The sequence below is a fragment of the Streptomyces kaniharaensis genome, from assembly GCF_009569385.1.
GTDB classification, from domain to species: domain Bacteria; phylum Actinomycetota; class Actinomycetes; order Streptomycetales; family Streptomycetaceae; genus Kitasatospora; species Kitasatospora kaniharaensis.
Genome location: NZ_WBOF01000001.1, coordinates 1,558,899 through 1,578,963, shown reverse-complemented (window position 1 = coordinate 1,578,963; position 20,065 = coordinate 1,558,899). Strand labels below are relative to the sequence as shown.

General features: G+C 73.1%; 17 protein-coding genes. 6 read left to right on the top strand and 11 right to left on the bottom strand.

Going from position 1 to position 20,065, the window contains the following annotated elements:
* Positions 1–113: 113 nt before the first annotated feature.
* From F7Q99_RS07215 to F7Q99_RS07200, 4 genes are all read right to left on the bottom strand, one after another.
* The gene (locus F7Q99_RS07215; protein ID WP_153460555.1) at positions 114–359 is read right to left on the bottom strand and encodes an acyl carrier protein; all 246 of its coding nucleotides are present in this window, start codon (positions 357–359) and stop codon (positions 114–116) included.
* Positions 360–439: 80 nt separating this feature from the next.
* Positions 440–1,483 (bottom strand): beta-ketoacyl-ACP synthase III, encoded by a 1,044-nt coding sequence (locus F7Q99_RS07210; RefSeq protein ID WP_153460554.1) that lies wholly within the window; start codon positions 1,481–1,483, stop codon positions 440–442.
* Positions 1,480–2,430 carry an ACP S-malonyltransferase gene (locus tag F7Q99_RS07205; protein ID WP_326846369.1) on the bottom strand — a complete coding sequence of 317 codons (951 nt, stop codon included), beginning with the start codon at positions 2,428–2,430 and terminating at the stop codon, positions 1,480–1,482. Before F7Q99_RS07205 ends, F7Q99_RS07210 begins: the two co-directional genes overlap by 4 nt.
* 90 nt (positions 2,431–2,520) lie before the next feature.
* Positions 2,521–3,717 (bottom strand): PucR family transcriptional regulator, encoded by a 1,197-nt coding sequence (locus tag F7Q99_RS07200; protein ID WP_153465904.1) that lies wholly within the window; start codon positions 3,715–3,717, stop codon positions 2,521–2,523.
* 224 nt (positions 3,718–3,941) lie between these two features.
* Here F7Q99_RS07200 and F7Q99_RS07195 point away from each other — a divergent pair, with 224 nt between their 5' ends.
* Entirely contained in the window at positions 3,942–4,718 is a 777-nt protein-coding gene (locus F7Q99_RS07195; RefSeq protein WP_195911006.1) for a pirin family protein, read from the top strand.
* Positions 4,719–4,722: 4 nt separating this feature from the next.
* On the opposite strand, the gene F7Q99_RS07190 is transcribed toward F7Q99_RS07195, so the two are convergent.
* On the bottom strand, positions 4,723–5,553 hold the full coding sequence (locus F7Q99_RS07190) for a serine hydrolase domain-containing protein (protein ID WP_153460552.1): 831 nt from the start codon (positions 5,551–5,553) through the stop codon (positions 4,723–4,725).
* A gap of 121 nt (positions 5,554–5,674) precedes the next feature.
* Here F7Q99_RS07190 and F7Q99_RS07185 point away from each other — a divergent pair, with 121 nt between their 5' ends.
* Positions 5,675–6,175, top strand: coding sequence for a MerR family transcriptional regulator (locus F7Q99_RS07185; RefSeq protein WP_153460551.1), 501 nt, complete (start codon positions 5,675–5,677; stop codon positions 6,173–6,175).
* A complete protein-coding gene (locus F7Q99_RS07180; protein ID WP_153460550.1) occupies positions 6,172–7,185 on the top strand; it encodes an aldo/keto reductase in 1,014 nt (337 codons plus the stop codon). Before F7Q99_RS07185 ends, F7Q99_RS07180 begins: the two co-directional genes overlap by 4 nt.
* Before the next feature lie 49 nt (positions 7,186–7,234).
* Here the strand turns inward: F7Q99_RS07180 and F7Q99_RS07175 are convergent, their stop codons facing one another.
* On the bottom strand, positions 7,235–7,813 hold the full coding sequence (locus F7Q99_RS07175; protein WP_153460549.1) for a TIGR03086 family metal-binding protein: 579 nt from the start codon (positions 7,811–7,813) through the stop codon (positions 7,235–7,237).
* A gap of 102 nt (positions 7,814–7,915) precedes the next feature.
* On the opposite strand from F7Q99_RS07175, the gene F7Q99_RS07170 reads away from it, so the two are divergent.
* The gene (locus F7Q99_RS07170) at positions 7,916–8,896 is read left to right on the top strand and encodes a helix-turn-helix transcriptional regulator (protein WP_153460548.1); all 981 of its coding nucleotides are present in this window, start codon (positions 7,916–7,918) and stop codon (positions 8,894–8,896) included.
* Between the two features lie 13 nt (positions 8,897–8,909).
* Here the strand turns inward: F7Q99_RS07170 and F7Q99_RS07165 are convergent, their stop codons facing one another.
* The 5 genes from F7Q99_RS07165 to F7Q99_RS07145 form a co-directional block, all read right to left on the bottom strand.
* Positions 8,910–10,124 (bottom strand): alpha/beta hydrolase, encoded by a 1,215-nt coding sequence (locus F7Q99_RS07165; protein WP_326846368.1) that lies wholly within the window; start codon positions 10,122–10,124, stop codon positions 8,910–8,912.
* Positions 10,125–10,281: 157 nt separating this feature from the next.
* Positions 10,282–10,629, bottom strand: coding sequence for an MmcQ/YjbR family DNA-binding protein (locus F7Q99_RS07160; protein ID WP_153460547.1), 348 nt, complete (start codon positions 10,627–10,629; stop codon positions 10,282–10,284).
* Between the two features lie 75 nt (positions 10,630–10,704).
* Positions 10,705–13,050 carry a Dyp-type peroxidase gene (locus F7Q99_RS07155; RefSeq protein ID WP_230210170.1) on the bottom strand — a complete coding sequence of 782 codons (2,346 nt, stop codon included), beginning with the start codon at positions 13,048–13,050 and terminating at the stop codon, positions 10,705–10,707.
* Positions 13,051–13,077: 27 nt separating this feature from the next.
* Positions 13,078–15,021 carry a glyoxal oxidase gene (locus tag F7Q99_RS07150; protein WP_230210169.1) on the bottom strand — a complete coding sequence of 648 codons (1,944 nt, stop codon included), beginning with the start codon at positions 15,019–15,021 and terminating at the stop codon, positions 13,078–13,080.
* 491 nt (positions 15,022–15,512) lie between these two features.
* Positions 15,513–16,217, bottom strand: coding sequence for a TetR/AcrR family transcriptional regulator (locus F7Q99_RS07145; protein ID WP_153460546.1), 705 nt, complete (start codon positions 16,215–16,217; stop codon positions 15,513–15,515).
* A 212-nt stretch (positions 16,218–16,429) separates the two neighbouring features.
* Here F7Q99_RS07145 and F7Q99_RS07140 point away from each other — a divergent pair, with 212 nt between their 5' ends.
* Both F7Q99_RS07140 and F7Q99_RS07135 read left to right on the top strand, forming a co-directional pair.
* Positions 16,430–18,034 (top strand): MFS transporter, encoded by a 1,605-nt coding sequence (locus F7Q99_RS07140; protein WP_153460545.1) that lies wholly within the window; start codon positions 16,430–16,432, stop codon positions 18,032–18,034.
* Positions 18,035–18,187: 153 nt separating this feature from the next.
* Positions 18,188–20,035, top strand: coding sequence for a serine/threonine-protein kinase (locus F7Q99_RS07135; RefSeq protein WP_153460544.1), 1,848 nt, complete (start codon positions 18,188–18,190; stop codon positions 20,033–20,035).
* Positions 20,036–20,065 lie beyond the last annotated feature (30 nt).

The window sequence follows — 20,065 nt, the reverse complement described above, 5'->3', positions numbered from 1 at the left end:
GTGCGGGGGTCGGCGGCGAGCCGGGGGGTGGGCCCGGCCGGGCGCCCGGTGGGGCGTCCCGGCCGGAGATTCGGCCGGCTCGCAGGAGCCGGGCCGATGGTTGAGCTGATCGCTCAGGCGTTGGCGATGATGTAGTCCACCGCGTCGCCGACGGTCTTCAGGTTCTTGACCTCGTCGTCCGGGATCTTGACGTCGAAGCGCTCCTCGGCGGCCACGACGACCTCGACCATGGAGAGCGAGTCGACGTCCAGGTCGTCGGTGAACGACTTGTCGAGCTCGACGTCCTCGGTCGGGATGCCGGCGATCTCGTTGACGATCTCAGCGAGACCTTCCAGGACCTCGGCCTTGTCCATAGCCATACTGGCTGCTCCTCTTCGGTGTTGAACGCATCCGACCGGCGGACGGACGCGGGCTTGTGGATGAGTGGGGCGAAACGCGCCTAGGGGAGCGTAACGACTGCCGCGGCGTACACGAGACCCGCCCCGAACCCGATGATCAGCGCGAGGTCGCCACTGCGGGCCTCGCCGCTCTCCAGCATGCGCTCCATCGCCAGCGGGATGGAGGCGGCGGAGGTGTTGCCGGTCTCGGAGATGTCGCGGGCGACCGGCACCGAGTCCGGCAGCTTCAGGGCCTTGATCATGGCGTCGGTGATGCGCATGTTGGCCTGGTGCGGGATGAAGGCGCCGAGCTGGTCGGCGGTGATCCCGGCGGCGTCCAGCGCCTGCTGGGCCACCTTGGCCATCTCCCAGACCGCCCAGCGGAAGACGGTCTGACCCTCCATCCGAAGCGCCGGCCACTTGGCACCCTGCTCCGGGTCCTCGCCCGGCCCGTTGACCGCGTCGGGCTTGGCGAAGGCGGTGTCCCAGGCCTGCGTCTGCGAGATGACGTCCTTGTGGGAGCCGTCCGAGCCCCAGATCACCTTGCCGATGCCGGGCGTGTCGGACGGGCCGACGATCGCGGCGCCGGCGCCGTCGCCGAAGATGAACGCGGTCGAGCGGTCCGACTGGTCGGTCAGGTCGCTGAGCCGCTCGACGCCGATCACCAGCACGTACTCGGCGTTGCCGCCTCGGATCATGCCGTCGGCCAGGCCCAGGCCGTAGCCGAAGCCGGCGCAGGCGGCCGAGATGTCGAAGGCCGGGGCGGTGCCGCAGCCCAGCCGCTGGGCGATCTCGGTGGCGATCGCGGGGGTCTGCTTGAGGTGCGAGACGGTCGCGACGATCACGCCGCCGATCTGGTCGGGGGCGATCCCGGCCTGCGCGATGGCCTTGCCGGCGGCCTGCACCGACATCTCCGCGACGGTCTCCTCCGGGCCCGCCCAGCGCCGCTCGGCGATGCCGCTGCGGGTGCGGATCCACTCGTCCGAGGAGTCGATCCACTCCAGCACCTCGGCGTTGGGGATCACCCGGACCGGGCGGTAGCCGCCCACCCCGAGGATGCGCGAGAACCGGGCCCCGGTGGCCGGACGGATCTGCGGCTTGCTCATGCCTTGGTCTCCTGGTCCTTTCCGCCGTGTTCCGCGACGAGCTCGCGGGCCTTGTCCAGGTCGGCGGGGGTCTTGAGGGCAAGCGTCGCCACACCCTTGAGGTTGCGCTTGACCAGCCCGGTGAGCGTGCCCGCGGGGGCGAGCTCGATGACGGCGGTCGCGCCCAGCTTGTCCAGTGTCTCCATGCACAGGTCCCAGCGGACCGGGTTGGAGACCTGCGACACCAGACGGCTCAGCACCTCGGCGCCCGAGGAGACCACGCCGCCGTCCTGGTTGGACACGTAGCGCACCTGCGGGTCGGCCACGGTCAGCGTCGGGGTCAGCTTGGCCAGCCGCTCGACGCCCGGGGCCATGTGCTCGGTGTGGAAGGCGCCCGCCACCTTCAGCGGGATCAGCCGTGCGCCGGTCGGCGGGTCCGCCTTCAGCGCCTCCAGCTGGGCAAGCGTGCCGGCGGCGACGATCTGGCCGCCGCCGTTGTTGTTGGCCGGGGTCAGGCCGTGCTCGGCCAGCTTCGCCGCGACGGCCTCCGGGTCGCCGCCGAGGACGGCGGTCATGCCGGTCTCGGTGACGGCGGCGGCCTCGGCCATCGCGCGGCTGCGCTCCCGGACGAAGGCCAGCGCGTCGTGGGCGCTGAGCACTCCGGCACCGGCCGCGGCGGTGATCTCACCGACGCTGTGGCCGGCCACGGCGCCGACCAGCGTGCGGGCGGCATCCTCGTCGGGGAAGAGCGCGCGGGCGGTGACCAGACCGGCCGCGACCAGCAGCGGCTGGGCGACGGCGGTGTCCTTGATCTCCTCGGCGGACGCCTCGGTACCGGCGTGCAGCAGGTCGAGCCCGGCGACCTCCGACCAGCCACGCAGGCGGTCGGCGACACCGTCGAGCTCCAGCCAGGGGCTGAGGAAACCGGGGGTCTGAGCACCCTGTCCAGGGGCGACGATTACGAGCACGGTTCAACCCTCTCTCGCCAGGCGCCCAGGGGCGGGTAGGCGACGGTAACGAAGAAAACCATCCGGGATTGTAAGTTCCCTACATCCTGGTCAACCCTGCTCACCGACCGCCGTCAGTCGGCCGAGCGCCAGGGCGATCCGCAGCGTGAACGCCGAACGAACGTCAGAGGGCGCGTAGCCCGTGACGTCGGTCACACGTCGGAGCCGGTAGCGCACCGTGTTGGGGTGGACGAAGAGCATCCGGGCGGCACCCTCCAGCGAGGAGGCCTGCTCCAGGTAGACACTCAGCGTCTCCAGCAGGGCCGAGCCGGCCTCGTCGAGCGGTGTGTAGATCTCCTCCACCAGCTGGCGGCGGGCCGCCTGGTCGCCGGCGAGGGCGCGCTCGGGCAGCAGGTCGTCGGCCAGCACCGGGCGGGGAGCGTCCGGCCAGGCGGCGCAGGCCCGCAGGCCGGCCGCGGCGGCGTGCGCCGAGCGGGTCGCCGAGAGCAGGTCCGGCACGGTCGGGCCGACCACCACCGGACCGGGCGCGAACTGGCCGATCAGCGCCCGGGCGGCGTGCACCGGCTCCTTGTCGCCGCCGACCACGACCACCAGGCGCTTGCCCAGCACTCCGGTCAGCACGTGCAGCTTGGCGTACCGGGCGGCCCGGCGGATCGCCTCGACGACCAGCTCGCTGTCTCCGTCCGGGGCGCTGCCCATCACCACCCGGACCTGGCTCGGCTGGCCCCAGCCGAGCGCCGCGGCCCGCGAGAGCACTCCCTCGTCCGCGTCGCCGGAGAGCAGCGAGTTGACGACCAGCGCCTCCAGCCGGGCGTCCCAGGCGCCGCGCGCCTCGGCGGCCTGGGCGTAGACCTGGGCGGTGGCGAAGGCGATCTCGCGGGCGTAGACCAGTACGGACTCGCGCATGTCCGCCTCGTCGCCGGGGGCGGCCACCTCCTCGATGGCCTCCTCCATCACCTCGATCGTGGTGCGGATCAGCTCGACGGTCTGGCGCAGCGTGATCGCCCGGGTCAGCTCGCGCGGCGCGGTGCCGAAGACGTCGGTGGAGATCGCCTGGGCCGCGTCGGGGTGGCGGTACCACTCGGTGAAGGCGGCGATACCGGCCTGGGCGACCAGTCCGATCCAGGACCGGTGCTCCGGCGGCATCCGCCGGTACCAGCCGAGCTGGTCGTCCATCCGCGCGATCGCGGCGGTGGCCAGCTTGCCCGAGGACTTCTCCAGCCGCTTGAGCGTGGCGGCCCGCCGCTCGGCCCGCTCGGCGGCGATTCTGCGCTCCTGCGCGGTCAGGCGCGGCGCCGAGCGTCCGGGACGGTCGCGGCCCGCTCCGGGGGCCGGGCTCTTCCCGTCCTGCTCGGGCTTGCCCTTGTTCTCGGGATTCTCTGTGGGATCGCTCTTGGCGTCTGCGGAAGGGGCTGGCACAAGACAAGACTGCCTCACGTGAGTGACTGCTCGTGCACACACCCCGGCGAAGCGCCGTGGTGGCTCCGGTCACACCGGCTACCGTGGGGCCCGTGACCGACGCCCCCGCCCGCCCCCGCGCGGACCTCCGCCGCACCGCCGAGCGCCACCTCTCCACCCCGGCCGAGGGCGTCGAGACGAGACACGCGTTCTCCTTCTCGGGCCACTACGACCCGAAGAACACCCACTTCGGCGCGCTGCTCGCGTGCAACGAGGAACTCCTCGCCCCCGGTGCTGGGTTCGACGAGCACAGGCACCGGGACACCGAGATCCTCACCTGGGTGCTGGAGGGCGCGCTGGCCCACCGGGACTCCTGCGGCCACGGCGGGGTGGTCCGCCCGGGGATGATCCAGCACCTCAGCGCCGGCTCCGGCGTCAGCCACACCGAGCGCAACGTCGGCGGCGCCACCGGCCCGGTCCGGTTCGTCCAGATGTGGCTCCAGCCGGACGTCCTCGACGCGCCCCCGGCGTACGGGCTGCGCAGGGTGGAACCGGCGGGCGGCGGGTTGACGCTGCTCGCCTCCGGGCTGGAGCGCGACGCCGGGACGGACGCCCTGCGGCTGCGCCGCAGCGACGCCGCGCTCTGGCTGGCGACCGCCGGGCCGTGGCAGCCGCTGCCCCAACTGCCCGTCGCCGCCTGGCGGTACGCGCATCTGACGGCCGGCACGCTGGGCTACCGGACGATTCCCGGGCCGAAGGGCGCGGGCCGGTCGATGGTCCCCGGGGACAGCGTGCGGATCACCGGGGACGCGTTCGCCGACCCGACGGCCGGCGAGACCGGCGCCGAACTCCTGCTGTGGGAGATGCACTCGCCGGTCTCGTACGGCTGAGGCCTTACCCCAGGTCGGCGAGCACCGCGTCCGAGAGGGCCGGCCAGGCCTCGGCGGCCCACGGGCCGAAGTCCCGGTCGGTGAGCGCGATGCAGGCCACCCCGGCCTGCGGGTCGACCCACAGGAAGGTGCCGGACTGGCCGAAGTGGCCGAAGGTGGCGGGGGAGTTGGCGCTGCCGGTCCAGTGCGGCGCCTTGCCGTCGCGGATCTCGAAGCCGAGGCCCCAGTCGTTCGGGCGGCGGTGGCCGAAGCCGGGCAGCACGCCGTTGGTACCGGGGAAGGCGACCTCGCGGGTGGCCTGCCGGACGGTGGACGGGTCGAGCAGCTTGGGGGACTGCAGCTCGGCCGCGAACCTGGTGAGGTCGGCGACGGTGGACAGGCCGCCGGCGCCGGCCGGGGACCTGTGCGCGGTGTTGATCAGGGTGTCGTGCATGCCCAGCGGCTCGAACACCGCCTCGGAGACGTACCGGGAGAACTCGATCCCGGCGGCCTCGCCGAGGGCGCGGGCCAGTGCGTCGAAGCCCGCGTTGGAGTAGAGGCGGCGGTTGCCCGGCTCGGCGAACACCCGGTCCTCGTCGAAGCCCAGGCCGGAGGTGTGCGCGAGCAGGTGGCGGACGGTCGAACCGGGCGGCCCGGCCGGGTCGTCCAGCTCGAAGACGCCCTCCTCTACCGCGACCAGCGCGGCGTACGAGGTGAGCAGCTTGGTCACCGACGCCAGCGGGAAGAGGTGCTGCTGCGGCCCGTGCGCGCCCAGCACCGCGCCGTCCGCCCCCCGGACCACCGCCACCGCGGCGTGGGACACGGGCCAGTTGTCGATCATCCGCAAGCTCTCCATGGGCCCGACTCTAGTCGGGCCGAAATCCGGGTGGCGGGACCACCCGGACGGGAGGCTTGCCTGGAGTGCACTCCAACTCGGTAGCGTCATGGCCATCACACATCACCGGGGGGAATCGATCATGGCGACGCTCGCACCCGTCCACGCCGACCTGCGCAGCTGTGCCGAGGTGTTCAACCGGCCGCTCGGAGACGCGGATCCGACGCCGCGTCACACCATCAGCGAGGTCTCCGCGGCCAGCGGCCTGACCGCCCACACCCTGCGCTGGTACGAGCGGATCGGCCTGCTCGACCCCGTCGACCGCTCCGCGAGCGGCCAGCGCCGCTACTGCGACGCCGACCTGCACCGGCTGGCCTTCCTCGGCCGGCTGCGGCTCACCGGCATGACCGTGGCCGACATGCTCAAGTACGTGAACATGGCCCGCCGGGGCGAGGAGACCTACGAGGGGCGGCGGCAGCTGCTGGAGGCCCAGCGCGAGGAGGTCCGGCAGCGGATCGTCGACCTCCAGGCCACCCTCGCGGTCCTCGACTACAAGATCGATCTCTATGCCGGGAGGATCGCCGACCGCGGCGGCGCACCGGCCCCTTGCCAGCACCGAGCAGAGGAGGAGCAGAGCGCATGAGCCACCCCACCTTCCCCACCGCCCGACTCGGCACCGACGGCCCCCTCGTGGGCGTCCAGGGCCTCGGCTGCATGGGCATGAGCGAGTTCTACGGCCCGACCGACACGGACGAGGCGCTCGCCACCCTGGACGCCGCCCTGGAGACCGGGGTCACCCTGTTCGACACCGCGGACATCTACGGCTTCGGCCGCAACGAGGAACTGATAGGCCCCTTCGTCAGCGCCAACCGCGACCGCGTGGTGCTCGCCACCAAGTTCGCTATAGAGCGCAGGGAGGACGACCCGAACCACCGCGGCATCAACAACGACCCGGCGTACATCCGTGCCGCCGTCGACGCCTCGCTGCGCCGGCTCGGCGTGGACGTGATCGACCTCTACTACATGCACCGCCGCGACCCGGCCGTGCCGCTGGCCGAATCGGCCGGTGCCATGGCCGAGTTGGTGCAGGCCGGCAAGGTCCGTCACCTCGGGCTCTCCGAGGTGACCGGGGCCGAGCTGCGCGAGGCGCACGCGGTCCACCCGATCGCGGCCGTGCAGTCCGAGTGGTCGGTGTTCGCCCGGGACGTCGAGCGCTCCGCGGTGCCGGCCGCGGCCGAGCTGGGCGTCGCGTTCGTGCCGTACTCGCCGCTCGGGCGGGGCTTCCTGACCGGCGCGTTCCAGGCCGCCGAGCAGCTCGAGGCGGACGACGTCCGGCGCACCCAGCCGCGCTTCACCGGCGACAACGCCGCGGCCAACGGCGGGCTGCTGGAGCCGATCCGGCGGATCGCGACGGCCCGCGGGGTGACCCTCGCGCAGGTCGCGCTGGCCTGGGTGCACCAGCGGGCGCAGGTGCACGGGCTCACCGTCGTGCCGATCCCCGGCACCCGCAAGCGTGGCCGGCTCGCGGAGAACACCGCGGCCGCGACGGTGGAGCTCACCGCGGAGGAGCTGGCCCTGCTGGAGCCGGTGGCAGGCCGGGTGGCGGGGGACCGCTACCCGAACATGGCCTTCACCCAGGTCGGGCGCGAGTAGTCCGGACGGGCCCCGGGCATCGATCGCCGCTTCCCGGGGCCCTGCCGGCTCAGACGGCGCGGCCGAGCCAGGCGGCCAGGCGGGTGTGGACGTCGGCGTCCGCGGCGACCAGCCGGACCTCGGCGAACGGGACCTCCCCGCCGCGGCGCTCGGCCGGCAGCACCATCTCGGCGATCGCCAGCGCGGTGTGCGCGAGCGCGTCGTCCAGCGGGAAGCCGGTGCCGAGCGCCTGGGCGACGTCCCAGGAGTGGGTGACCGCCTCCATCACGTAGCCGCCGACCGCGGCCGCGCCGGGCACCTCGCCCCAGGGCGCGAAGGTCGGGCGGTTCAGCTTGGCGTCGTCCGCCCAGGCCGCCTCGACCCGGGCGCGGGCCCGCTGCAGCGCGGCCGGCCAGGCGTCGTCCGGCAGGACGCCGGTGGCCGCGACGACGTCCTCCGCCCGGCCGCCCTCGCCCATGTACGCCAGCCGGTGGATCCCGCCGACTATGTGGCCCAGCAGCTGGCGGAGGGTGAACTCCTCGCACGGGGTGGGCCGGTCCAGCAGGTCCGGGGTGATCTCGGCGACGAGCTTCTCCAGCTGGTCGAGTGCGCGGAAGTACTGCGGGCGGGGGTCCTGGTGGGCGGTCATGCGGGGTCAGCTCCCTTACGTCGGACGGGTTTTCGGCCTCGGAGAGCAATCTCCCAGTAAAACCTGACAAGTGCCGTCAGGATTTCTGCGATTCTTTCCGCCATGAAGGCCGACCGCCTGCTCTCGATCCTGCTGCTGCTCCAGACCCGCGGCCGGGTGCCCGCCACCGAACTGGCCGAGCGCCTGGAGGTGTCCGTCCGCACCATCTACCGCGACGTGGAGTCGCTGTCCTCCGCCGGCGTGCCGGTGTTCACCGAACGCGGCCGGCACGGCGGCATCGGCCTGCTGCCCGGCTACCGCACCGACGTCAGCGGCCTGACCGCGGACGAGGCCCGCGCGCTGTTCGTCCTCTCCGCGCAGGGCGCGCACAGCGACCTCGGGCTGGACGGCGCACTCGGCTCGGCGCTGCGCAAGGTGATGGCCGCGCTGCCGGCCCCGCACCGCCCGGCCGCCGAGCGGATCAGCGAGCGCGTGCTGGTCGACCCGGCGCGCTGGATGCAGAGCGGCGCCGCACCCGGCCCGGACCTGGGCGAGCTGCAGTACGCCGTGTTCGCCGACCGGCGGCTGCGACTGCGCTACCGGCACAGCGGCACGCCGGCGCCGGTCGAGTACACCGTCGACCCGTACGGGCTGGTGAGCAAGGCCGCGGTCTGGTACCTGGTGGCCGATCTGAACGGCGAGCCCCGGCTGTTCCGGGCCGACCGGGTGCTGCTCGCGGAGACGTCCGAGGAGCCGGTGCGCCGTCGCCCCGGCCTGGGGCTCGGCGACGTGTGGGCGGTGCTGCGCGAGCAGGTGGAGCGGGTGCCGAAGGAGCTGCCGGTGCGAGTGCGGGTCCGGCGCGGACGGCTGGACATGTTCGTCCGCATCCACGGCGGCAGGGTCACCGCGCCGCCGGAGGGGGCCGCCGGGCCGGCCGAGGAGTGGGTCGAGGTGGCGATGGCCTTCTCGTCCCCGGCGGCCGTGCGCTCGCTGCTCGCCTTCGGCTCGGACGTCGAGGTGCTGGCCCCGCCCCCGGCCCGCCGCGAGCTGGCCAGGGCGGCGGCGGACGCCCTACGGCTCTACCAGGACCAGGGCAGGGACTAGTTCGACGCCGGCCTTAGGAGTTGGCGGCGGGCCGGACGACGTCCTGGTAGTGGCCGAGCGAGATCGCCGCGAAGTTGTGCAGGCTGTCGGTGCCCGTGGCGAAGTAGCCGGTGTGGCCGGCCGCGCGGGCCGAGGAGATCTGCTCGGCGCCGAAGCCGGCCGCGGTCGGGTCGGCGCCGTGGCCGAGTCCGCCGACCTCCAGGTACGGGACGTTGGCGATCCAGTCGCTGGGGTTGCGGGTGGCCCAGACGTGCACGCCGGTGCCGAGCTCGCTGGTGCTCTGCACACCCATGCCGGGGCTGCCGAACACCATCATGTCCGTGAGGCCGGAGGTGTCGGACGGCGAGGCCGCGGCGCGCGGGATCTCGGGGGCGACGTCGCCGCAGACCACCGACCCGTACGAGTGGCAGAGCAGCGACGGCGGCGCGTCCGGGCGGGTGGTCTCCTTGAGCCCGGCGAGCAGCCGCTGGAGCCGAGGGGCGGCGATGTCGGCGAGCCGGGAGGTGACCGCGTCCGGGCCGAGGCCGGACGGGGTGACGTAGCCGGTCCAGGCGATCACCGCGGTGCGGGTGCCCGGCGCCTGCTTGCGCTGCTCGGCGTGCAGGGCGCGGGCCATGCCGGCCGGGCCGCGCAGCGGGTCGGCGGCCTGGTCGAAGTGGCCGAGGTCGGCGTCCGAGCCGGGGACGACGACGGAGATCCGCTCGGCGTCGGCGAGGTCGCCCCAGACCTCGGTGACCAGGCCGCGGCCGCGCGGGTCGAAGGCGAGGATCTGGCGGTCGGGGGCGAGCAGGTGCTCGACGTCGTTGGCGCGGGAGACGGCCAGCGCGCGGGTGTCGGAGTCGAGCTTGTGGTCGGCGGCGCGGGCCCGGGCGCGGTCGCGTTCCTGGGCCAGGGCGATCTTGTTGGCGCGGTAGCGCAGGTCGAGCGGGGCGCCGTCGTAGTTGCCGACGACCAGCGGGTAGTCCTGGATCAGCCGGTCGAGCTCGGTGGGGGCCAGCGAGGCGAAGAACTCAGCGGCGGCGGCCGGCGTGGTGGTGGCCGGGTCGGGCAGGCCGCGGCCGAAGGAGTGGTCTTGGACCCAGGCGGCGCTGCCGGCCGGGGGCGTGGAGATCGCGAGCTGTTCGGTGGAGGCCGCTGCCGCGGCGGCCGAGGCGCCGGCGTCGGCGAGCACGGCACAACCCGCGAACGCCCCGATCAGTACCCGCTTCCAGCGCCGACGGTTGTGCACCGCACCAACTCCCTAGGGGCCCGTCACCAATTCCTGGGCGGGGCCCGGAGGGTGTGAGACTGCCAACTTCCCTGCGCAAGCCTAGAGGTCACGGAAGGGTGACGGGCCCGCCCAAACTGTGGGATGGGTCACATGAACCGCGGGTGTCCTCGCGGAGTCAGGGTGTGGCTCGCGCGTCGAACTCCTTGACGAGCCGCTTGGGGGCGGTGCGCCGCCAGGCCTCGATGACCAGGTCGCGCAGCTCCTCCGGGTCGACCAGGTCCAGCCGGACGCTCACCCAGCCGTGCCGTCCGACGTACGGCGCCGAGGAGAACACCTCGGGCTCGGCGGCCAGCAGCTCGGCCTGGTCCTCCGGGCTCGCCTTGACGGTGACGCTCTCGCCCTCGGGGGAGCCCATCGCGAAGATCTTGGCCCGCACGCGCAGCGTCTCGATCTCCCAGGTCGGCTCCTGCGCGGCCTCCGGGAGGGCGAGGGCCATCGCGCGGAACTCGTCGAACGTCACCATGGCGGCAGGCTATTGCACGACACCGACAACGCGCCCCGGTGCGCGCCGAGGCGCACCGGGGGCGTGTGGGGCCGGTCAGGACAGCGAGGCCCAGGCGTCGCAGGAACGGTCACCGAAGACCAGCTGGTCCGGGTGGTTGCCGCCGTCGGCGATCGAGATCCGGCGGTAGTTCTGGCCGGAGAACACCCAGTAGTCGCTCCTGCCGCCGACCCGCTGGCAGTCCGGGACGGCCAGGAAGCAGTCGACGCGGTTCAGGCCGTTCAGCGAGCCCCACGGGGAGAGTTCGCGGTCGGTGCGCTCGCGCACGTCGGTGTGCGCGGGGCCGTCCGCGATCGAGACCAGCCGGTACTGCTGGCGGCCGCCGGTGGTGTGGAACACCCAGTACCAGCTCTTGCCGCCGACCCGCTGCTGGTCGGGCACCGGCAGCCAGCAGTCCACCTGGCCGACGCCGCTGAGCGAGCCCCAGGCGGTGAGGTCGCGGTCCGGGCGCTCCAGCGCGGTGGTGTGGCTGCCGTTGCCGCCGCAGGTGATCGAGACGGCCCGGTACTGCTGGTGGCCGGCGGTGCTGTGGAACACCCAGTACCAGCTCTTGCCGCCCGGGTTCTGCAGGTCCGGCATCGGCAGGATGCAGTCGATCCGTCCGATGCCCTGCAGGCAGGACCAGGTGGTCAGCCAGGTGTCGTCCTCGACCTTGCGGTCGGTGTGGGCGGACCCGTCGGCCACCGAGATCAGCCGGCACCGGTCGCCGTGGAACGCCCAGTACTGGCTCTGCCCGTTGCGGCGCTGCTGGTCCGGGACGGCGAGGTACTCGTCGCACGGGTACGCCTTCACCGGCTGCGGCTTGGGCTGCTGGCCGCCGCCCCCGGGGATCTGGGTCTGCCCGGACGAGCCGCCGGTGAGCCGCCCCTCGGAGAGCGCCCTGAGGGTGCTGATGGACGGCATGAAGGCGTACACCGAGCCGGTGGTCCGCACGAACTGCGCGAAGCTCAGCGGGGTGTGCCTGATCAGGCCGCTCTGGTCCCGGCTCTCGTAGTCGACGTCGATTGCCTCCTGGGTGACCGGGTCCTTGCCGGGCACGGGCACCGGCCCCGCGTGTCCGGGCGGGGTCGTGTCCGTCTTGCGGCCGGGCGGGAAGTTCGGCTGGTCCATCCAGTCGGCCTGGATGAACTCGAACTGCCGCTGGATGTCCGCCTGGTAGCAGATGAACAGCAGGCCGCGCGGGTCGTCGGGACCGCCCGGGCCCTCCGAGGCCGGGTCGAACGGGGCCCCGTACGGGGTGCCGCGGCGCATGATCCGGCGGCCGTCGAGGTCCTTGGCGGGGAGCGGCGGCGTGCTGGGGTTCGGCTGGAGCCCGGCGCGCGGGCTGGTCTTGCGCAGGTGCGACCAGAGCGGGGTGGCCAGGCCCTCCGGGTCGTCCCGGAAGTCGAAGTCGTTGTCCGAGGAGGACACGGGGTCGTTCGGGGTGTCCCGGTCCGGGTGCTTGCAGACCGGGGCGCCGGAGCGCCAGCGGCCGACCATCCGGGCGGCCAGCCACTCGGCGGTGGCGCTGTCCGGGACGGCCTTGGCCTGCTTGAGCTCCTGCAGCTTGACCGAGACCTGCGCCCACCAGGCGGGGACGTCCTGGGCGAGCCGGCGGACCACCTGGAAGGAGCCGCCCAGTGCCCACTCGGGGTAGTCGGTGAAGCTGCCCGGCGCCGGCTCCTCGCCGCAGACGAACTCGCCGGCCGGGATGATCCGGGTGCCCGGGTGGCCGGCCACCTCCTCCTCGTTGTCCTGGCTCGGCCGGTCGAAGAACCGCACGCCGGGCTCGCTGATGCCGTCCTTGAACCCGAAGTGCTCCTTGCCGCGGCGGGAGCCCTGCAGGGTCTGGGCGTTCTGCTGGAAGACGGTGAGGACCCGGGCCTCGGCGGCGGCGATCCGCTGGGCCTCGACCTCCGCGCTCAGGTCGCGCTCGGTGTCGGCGGAGATCTTCAGGATGGCGTGGACCGGCTGGTTCTTGCCGTTGCCGAAGAGCCAGTTCTCCGGGGAGTTGTCGCCGGTGTCGCCGAGCGCGCCGGCCCGCTTCGCCGCGCCCTCCTTGAACGCCTCCAGGCCGGTGCCGACCGGCGGGGGCGTCGGGAACGGGTCGGTGGTGGAGAGCATCCGCATGCCGTCGTAGGTGAAGCTGATGCCGAGCCAGGTGGCGGTCAGCGTCTTGGGGTCGTCGCCGCCGGAGGAGCGCCTGGCCTCGCTGAACGCGTCGTTGAACGCGGCGACCTGGCGGGTGGTGGAGATCCGCGGGGTCAGTGCGCGCAGCCAGTCGCGGGCCCGGGCGGCGTCCTCGAACTTGAGGAACAGCAGCGTGACGTTGTCCTTCTTGAAGCCGGCGAGGATGTCGCCCTGGATCTCGTCGCTCTCGCGCAGTCTCAGATCCGATGCCATGGGTGGATTCCTTTCTGGATGGGGCTTTCAGGACTGGGAGTTGAGCTGGACCCACTGCGCGACGCTGGGCACGCCCTGGTCGTTGAGCAGGAAGAGCATGTACCAGCCGGGCGGCGCGGCCTTGGCGTCCGGCGGGGCCTGGAGCTGCAGCCGGTTGCCGGCCCGGCTGGTGATCCGCAGGTCGATGTGGCGCTGGCTGGTGTTCACCGAGTGGGTCGAGGTGGTCGGCGCCAGCAGGACGGCCTTCGAGGCGAGGGTCGGGGTCGAGGTGGTGACAGTGAACATGCGGTTGTAGACGACCGGTGCCGTCGGCACGTTGTTCAGCGTGGGCCGGGCGCCCTGGTGCAGGTAGGCGGGCTCGTAGATCTCGATGGTGCCGTTCATGGTGACGGGGCCGGTCGTGCCGGGGATGCCGCTCACCGTGCCGTCGATGTCCGGGTTGTTGGCGAGCTGCTGGAGCTCGTCGCCGGTCACCATGACGCGTCCGTCGGGCAGGACCACGGCGTTGGAGTGGTAGCCGCGCGGCAGCCGCTGGACCGGGCCGAGCTTCCAGTTGCCCTGGTCGTCGCGCAGCTCGATCTGGCGGTACTTGAGGTCGGCGTTGGGGTTGTACGGGCCGTTGCCGTAGTCGCGGATGTCGTACGCCCCGTTGACGGTCATCAGCCCGCCGTTGGGCAGCAGGATGGTGTCGTCCTGGGTGCGGCCGAAGGCGCGGGACTTCTCGGCCGTCCAACTGCCGTTGGAGAAGCGCAGGGTGCTCGGGTTGTCGCGGTCGCCGCCGAGGATCAGCGCGGAGTCCGGGCCGTTGACGCCGCCGGGCAGCATGACGGCGGAGCCGTAGTTGCGTTTGCGGCCGTCCGGGCGGGGTGTCAGGTCACTGCGGGACTCGGTGACCGGGTCGAACTTCCACTGCTCGTTGGCCTGGCGGCCGAAGCCGTAGACGTTGCCGTCGTTGAGCGAGAACAGGTGCGGGTAGTCCAGGGTGAACGGGGCGTCCGACCTGAGCCGGTCCACCGGGGTGTTGGTGGGGGTGTCGGTCCTGGCCGTGGGCACCGGGAAGCCCTTGGCGGGGAACCGTTCGACCACCGGGGTCGGGGTGCCCCAGCCGAGTTCGGACTGGCCGGACATGATCAGCTGCCGGCCGTCGGCACCGGTCACCACGGAGGGGTACCAGCGGCCGACGGACATGTCGGGGTTCCTCGTCCAGGTCTCGGACCACGGGTCGAAGATCAGCGAGAGCTTGGCGCCGGTGCCGCCGTTGCCACCGAGGTTGCCGCCGAAGACGCCGAGCATGCCGTTGGGCAGGAAGGAGTGGCCGGAGCAGAAGAACGGCGCCGGGCGGGGCTGGCCGAGGCCGTCCGGCATGTCGACGGTCGGCGGGGTGACCTGCTTGAAGGCACCCGGGCCGGTGCCCTTGGCCGGGTCCCAGAGGAAGGCCCGGCCGGCGTTCTCCGCGCCGGTGGTCTGGGTGGGGGCGGGTTCCTTCTCCGGGTTGGTCTCGATGCGTTCGAAGGAGAACAGCAGGACCTTGCCGGTCGGCAGCAGTGCGACGTGGTCGCCGAAGTCGGGGGACGGGAAGTAGTCGTTGAACACGCCGAAGGTCGCCGCGTCGAAGGCGGCGTTGTGGGCGGCCTGGGAGTCCGTCAGCGCGTTCAGCCGGTTGGTGCGGGTGGTCTGCGGGTAGTCGCCGATGCCGCGGATGGCGGCGCGCATCCGGGCGTGCTCCTCGGCGTGCTCCGGGCCGAGCGTCGCGATCTCGTCGTCCCGCATCTCGGCCATCACCCGGGGAGAGGTGACGTGCGGGGTGAGGTCGGTCTGACCCGGTTCGGCGGGCCCGCCGTGGGCGGCGGCCGGGCCCGCGACGCCGAGCAGGGTGCCGGCGGTGACCGCGCAGACCAGTGCGGCGGCCGTGGCGGCGGACCGGCGTAAGGACCGTGACCGGGGCATCGGGCCCGATGGGGGCAGGGACATGAAACTCCTCGGGAAGGGACGTTCGGGAGAGGAAGAGGCGTTCGGGAGAGGCCGGCGAATGCGGACGACGGGCGGCCATGGGCGTGCGCGGCCACGGCGATTTGGTCGCCGACCGTCACAGGACATCACAGTGCGTGGTGGTTCGCATGCGGGTGGACCCGGCGGTGCGGACCTGCGCCGGAACGGCCGAAGGGGCGTGGACCGATCGGCCCACGCCCCGTCCTTGCCTCCCCTTCCGGCGCAGGTCACACCGCTTCCGGCGCATACGCACCGAACAGTGCCGCCTGGCGCCGGCCGCCGTCCTGTGGGTGCGGGAGCGGGTGTTGAGGGCCCGTCGAACCGTCGGGCGAACCACCCGATCGCCACCAGGACGGCTCCGAACAGCGGAAGCGGGGCCGGCCGTCAGCCCCGGGGAAGCGATCGTCGCCACCGGCAGCCGCACGGTGGGGATCGGCGAGGGTTGGAGGACCAGCGCGACGGCGCGCCCGGTGCTACGCGGGGGTGCCGCGCCAGTGGCCGGCCAGGGCCGGGCCGAGCTGGTCGAAGTGGCGCTCGATCAGGGCGATCATGCCCTCCGGACCGTCGGGCTCCTGGTCGGCGGTCCAGGACAGGTGGGCGGCGCGCAGCACGCTACCGAAGACGGCGGCGAGCACGGCGGGGCGCAGGTCCTCGGCCGGGTCCAGTCCCTCGCGTTCGGCGAGCACCCGGACGACGATCCGCTCCTGCTCGGTGACCCGGCGCAGGTGGGCGGCGAGCAGGGTGGGCGCCTCCTCGATCATCCGCATGAGTTCCAGGGCGCTGGTGACCGTGCCCGGCCCGGAGGTCTTCGCGTTCCCGAGGTCGCGCCAGGACTGGACGATCGCGGCGCGCAGGGCCTGGAGCGGGGATTCGTCGGCCGGGCGGCGGCGCAGGCACTCGATGAAGTAGTCCTCGGCGTCGGCCATGACGGCGAGCGCGACCTCGTCCTTGTTGGCGAAGTAGCGGAAGAAGGTGCGCTGGGAGACGTCGACGGCGGTGGCGATCTCGTCGACGGTCGTGCCGGCGAAGCCCTGACTGAGGAAGAGCGTGTGGGCGGCCTGGACCAGGGCGTCGCGGGTCTGCTGCTTCTTGCGCTCGCGCAGCCCGGGCGTCCGCTCCAGGGGCGTGATCGGCACCGGGCCGGTCGGGGCGGCGGGGTTGGTGGCGTGAGCGGCCATGGTCGGGGCCTTCCGGGCGCTGCGGGTGGGTGGAGTGCAACCTTATCGGCCTGACAAATGTCAGTACCGGCCAGAAGTCAGTGTTTGCCGAATGTCAGTGTCTGACATAATCTCCCGCAGTGGCGCCCGCCGGGCCGGGCAACTCGTGGGGACGGGAGGGCCGGGGCGCCACGCCCACGCCTGTTCGCTGCACACGCCCCCGGAGGGCCCAGATGAGCCAGTCCGTCGTCGACAACGCCAAGGCGGACGTCCCGCCGCAGCGCACGGCACCGCCGGGGGGTGGGATCAAGGGGCACCCCTGGCTGACTCTGCTGACCGTCGCGGTCGGTGTGATGATGGTCGCCCTGGACGGGACGATCGTCGCGATCGCCAACCCGGTGATCCAGGAGAAGCTGCACGCCGCGCCCTCCGAGATCCAGTGGGTGACCAGCGGCTACCTGCTGGCGCTGGCGGTCTTCCTGATCACCGCCGGAAAGATCGGCGACCGGTTCGGCCACAAGACGGCGTTCCTGGTCGGCGCGGTCGGCTTCGCCGCCACCTCCGCGGCGATCGGCTTCGCCGGCGACATCCGGACCGTGATCGCCTTCCGGGTCCTCCAGGGCCTGTTCGGCGCGCTGCTCCAGCCGGCCGCGCTCGGCCTGCTGCGCGGGGCGTTCCCGGCCGAGCGGCTGAACATGGCGATCGGCATCTGGGGCGGCGTGATCGGCGCCTCCACGGCGGCGGGCCCGATCGTCGGCGGTCTGCTGGTCGAGCACGTCAGCTGGGAGTCGGTCTTCTTCATCAACGTCCCGGTCGGCCTGATCGCGCTCGTCCTGGGCCTGCTGGTGCTCAAGGACGTCCGGGCCGAGAACGCCGCCAAGTCCTTCGACCTGCTCGGCATCGCGCTGCTCTCGGTGGCGATGTTCGCCCTCGTCTTCGGCATCATCAAGGCCCCCGAGTGGGGCTGGGGGGATCCGTCCACGCTGCTGTTCCTCGGCGGCGCGGTGGTCCTGATGGTGCTGTTCGCGCTCTGGCAGGGCAAGGCCCGGGAGCCGCTGATCCCGCTCGGCCTGTTCCGTTCGCTGCCGCTGTCGGCGGGCACCCTGCTCATGGTGCTGATGGCCTTCGCGTTCTTCGGCGCGATCTTCTTCGTGACCTTCTACCTGCAGAACGTGCACGGGATGTCGCCGGTCTCGGCCGGCGTCCACCTGCTGCCGATGACCGGCATGATGATCGTCGGCTCGCCGGTCGCCGGGATCGCGATCGGCAAGCTCGGCCCGCGGATCCCGATCGTGGCCGGCATGCTGATCACCACCGCCGCGATGTTCGGCATGTCCACCCTGGACACCGGCTCCGGCACCGGCGTGATGTCGCTCTGGTTCGTTCTGATGGGCCTCGGCATCAGCCCGGTCATGGTCGGCGCCACCGAGGTCATCGTCGGCAACGCCCCGCTGGAGCTGTCCGGGGTGGCCGGCGGTCTCCAACAGTCCGCGATGCAGGTCGGCGGCAGCCTCGGTACCGCCGTGCTGGGCGCGCTGATGGCCGCCAAGGTCTCCGACGTGCTGCCCGGCAACTGGGCCGAGGCCGGTCTGCCGCCGGTCGAGGGCCCGCAGGCCGAGGGCCTCAGGCAGGCCGCCCAGCTCGGCATCGCGCCGCCGGCCCCGCCCGGCACCCCGCAGCAGGTGGTGGACGCGATGGCCGGCGCGGTGCACGACTCCTTCGTCAGCGGCATGTCGCTCGCCTTCGCGGTCGCCTCCGTGGTGGCCTTCGGCGCCGCCCTGCTCGGCCTGCTGACCCGCCGCGGCACCACCGACGCGGGCCCGGCCGTCCACATCTGATCTTTCTGAACCAGCCCTGAACCCGCCCTGAACCGGCGGCCCCGGACACCGGCGGAGTCCGGGGCCGCCGCACGTCCTCGATCGGCCCTCGGTTTGACCGGGACCATCCATCAGCGTGTGCTGGAAGAGGTCGCACAGGATTGCGGGAACGCCATGGGCTCTCACGACGACACGGCACCCGGCCCGCCGCCGGCGGAGGAACCCCGGGTGATCGCCGGACGCTACCGGCTCGGCGAGCTGATCGGTCGCGGCGGCATGGGCACGGTGTGGGTGGCCCAGGACCTCAAGCTCGGGCGCCAGGTCGCGGTGAAGGAACTGACCGTCAGCGGTGTGCCGGAGAGCGAGCTGCCCACCCTGCACTCGCGGATGCTCCAGGAGGCCAGGGCGGCCGCCCAGGTCAGGCACCCGGGTGTGATCACCGTCCACGACGTGCTGGAGCAGGACGGCCGGCCGTGGATCGTCATGGAGCTGATCGACGGCCGCTCGCTCGCCGACGTCATCGCCGAGGAGGGCACCCTGCTGCCCCGGGACGCGGCCCGGGTCGGCGAGCAGGTGGCGGCCGCGCTGGACCAGGCGCACCGGCACGGCGTCCTGCACCGGGACGTCAAGCCCGCCAACGTGCTGCTGGAACGCGGCGGCCGGGTGGTGCTGACCGACTTCGGCATCGCGATCATGATCGGCTCGCCCAGCCTGACCAGGACCGGCGACATCGTCGGCTCCCCCGACTACGTCGCCCCCGAGCGGATCCTCGGCCACCGGGCGGGGCCGGAGTCGGACCTGTGGTCGCTGGGCGCCACGCTGTACGCGGCCCTGGAGGGGCAGTCGCCGTTCCACCGCACCACCACCATGAGCACGCTGCAGGCGGTCATCGCCGACCCGCTGCCCGACCCGCGCAACGCGGGCGTCCTGACCCCCGTCCTGGAGGCGCTGTTACGCAAGGACCCGTCCGCACGGCCGGACGCGGTCGAGGCCGTGCGCATGCTGCGCGAGGTGGCCGGCGGCAGAACGAGCGGTACCCTTCCGCACCTGCCGCCGGAGGGGCCCGCGCCCGACTACACCCGGACGCAGGCGACCCCGTCGACGCCGATACCCGGCCGGGCCACGCCTCCGCCGGCCGCGGGCGCACCGGTGGGCCCGCCACCGGCCGCGGGCCCCCTGGTGCCCGGGTACGGCCCGCCCGTGGCGCCCATGCCGACCGGCCCGCCGAGCCCGCCCGGCGGGTATCCCGGCCCGCCGGCACCGGCCGAGCGGCCGGGCCCGGACGACGACCGCGGCCGTCGGCGGCGCCGGGTGCTGGCGATTGCGGGGAGCGCACTGGCACTGCTGCTGGTGGGCGGTGTGACCTACGCGGTGGTCAACAGCACCTCCAGCGGGCCCGCGACCCCGGCCGTCGCCCCGGCCGCCTCGCCGTCGGCATCGGTCCCGTCCGCGCCGACCCCCACGCCCACCCCCACTCCCACCGCGGCGCCCACGCCAACCGTCACGGCCACGGCCACGGTCACGGCGCCGGCCACCCCCGCGCCCGCCACTCCCGCCCCGGCCACTCCAGCGCCCGCCCTGCCCCCGGCCCCCGCCGGCTACCGCTGGGTCGACGACCCGGCCGGATTCCTGGTGGCCGTCCCGCAGGGCTGGACACGGGCCGAGCACGGCGGGCAGATCGACTACTCGCCCGACGGCGGCGTCCACCTGCTCCGCTTCGGCGTCACCCCGGGCGCGACGCAGTCCTCAGAGCAGCACTTTTTGCAACTGGAGCAGACCGTCGGCCAGTCCCGCGACTACCAGCGGATCACGCTCCAGGCGAACGTCTACCAGGGCCGTGACGGCGCCGTGTGGGAGTTCACCTTCACCGACCAGCGTGGCCCCCGGCACGCGATCGACCAGGCCTTCATCGCCCCGAACGGCACCGAGTACGCGATCTACATGTCCGCGCCGGCGCAGGAGGACTGGACGACCACCCAGCAGCGCTTCAACACCGTCCTGAACACCTTCACGGTGAAGTGACGGCGCGGGCCGCACAATGCCGAACGGCCG

What these genes read in the sequence shown, in the direction of transcription:
- F7Q99_RS07215 (WP_153460555.1), bottom strand. Translation starts at nt 359, where the DNA reads ATGGCTATGGACAAGGCCGAGGTCCTGGAAGGTCTCGCTGAGATCGTC.
- F7Q99_RS07210 (WP_153460554.1), bottom strand. Translation starts at nt 1,483, where the DNA reads ATGAGCAAGCCGCAGATCCGTCCGGCCACCGGGGCCCGGTTCTCGCGC.
- F7Q99_RS07190 (WP_153460552.1), bottom strand. Translation starts at nt 5,553, where the DNA reads ATGGAGAGCTTGCGGATGATCGACAACTGGCCCGTGTCCCACGCCGCG.
- F7Q99_RS07185 (WP_153460551.1), top strand. Translation starts at nt 5,675, where the DNA reads ATGGCGACGCTCGCACCCGTCCACGCCGACCTGCGCAGCTGTGCCGAG.
- F7Q99_RS07180 (WP_153460550.1), top strand. Translation starts at nt 6,172, where the DNA reads ATGAGCCACCCCACCTTCCCCACCGCCCGACTCGGCACCGACGGCCCC.
- F7Q99_RS07175 (WP_153460549.1), bottom strand. Translation starts at nt 7,813, where the DNA reads ATGACCGCCCACCAGGACCCCCGCCCGCAGTACTTCCGCGCACTCGAC.
- F7Q99_RS07170 (WP_153460548.1), top strand. Translation starts at nt 7,916, where the DNA reads ATGAAGGCCGACCGCCTGCTCTCGATCCTGCTGCTGCTCCAGACCCGC.
- F7Q99_RS07160 (WP_153460547.1), bottom strand. Translation starts at nt 10,629, where the DNA reads ATGGTGACGTTCGACGAGTTCCGCGCGATGGCCCTCGCCCTCCCGGAG.
- F7Q99_RS07155 (WP_230210170.1), bottom strand. Translation starts at nt 13,050, where the DNA reads ATGGCATCGGATCTGAGACTGCGCGAGAGCGACGAGATCCAGGGCGAC.
- F7Q99_RS07150 (WP_230210169.1), bottom strand. Translation starts at nt 15,021, where the DNA reads ATGTCCCTGCCCCCATCGGGCCCGATGCCCCGGTCACGGTCCTTACGC.
- F7Q99_RS07145 (WP_153460546.1), bottom strand. Translation starts at nt 16,217, where the DNA reads ATGGCCGCTCACGCCACCAACCCCGCCGCCCCGACCGGCCCGGTGCCG.
- F7Q99_RS07140 (WP_153460545.1), top strand. Translation starts at nt 16,430, where the DNA reads ATGAGCCAGTCCGTCGTCGACAACGCCAAGGCGGACGTCCCGCCGCAG.
- F7Q99_RS07135 (WP_153460544.1), top strand. Translation starts at nt 18,188, where the DNA reads ATGGGCTCTCACGACGACACGGCACCCGGCCCGCCGCCGGCGGAGGAA.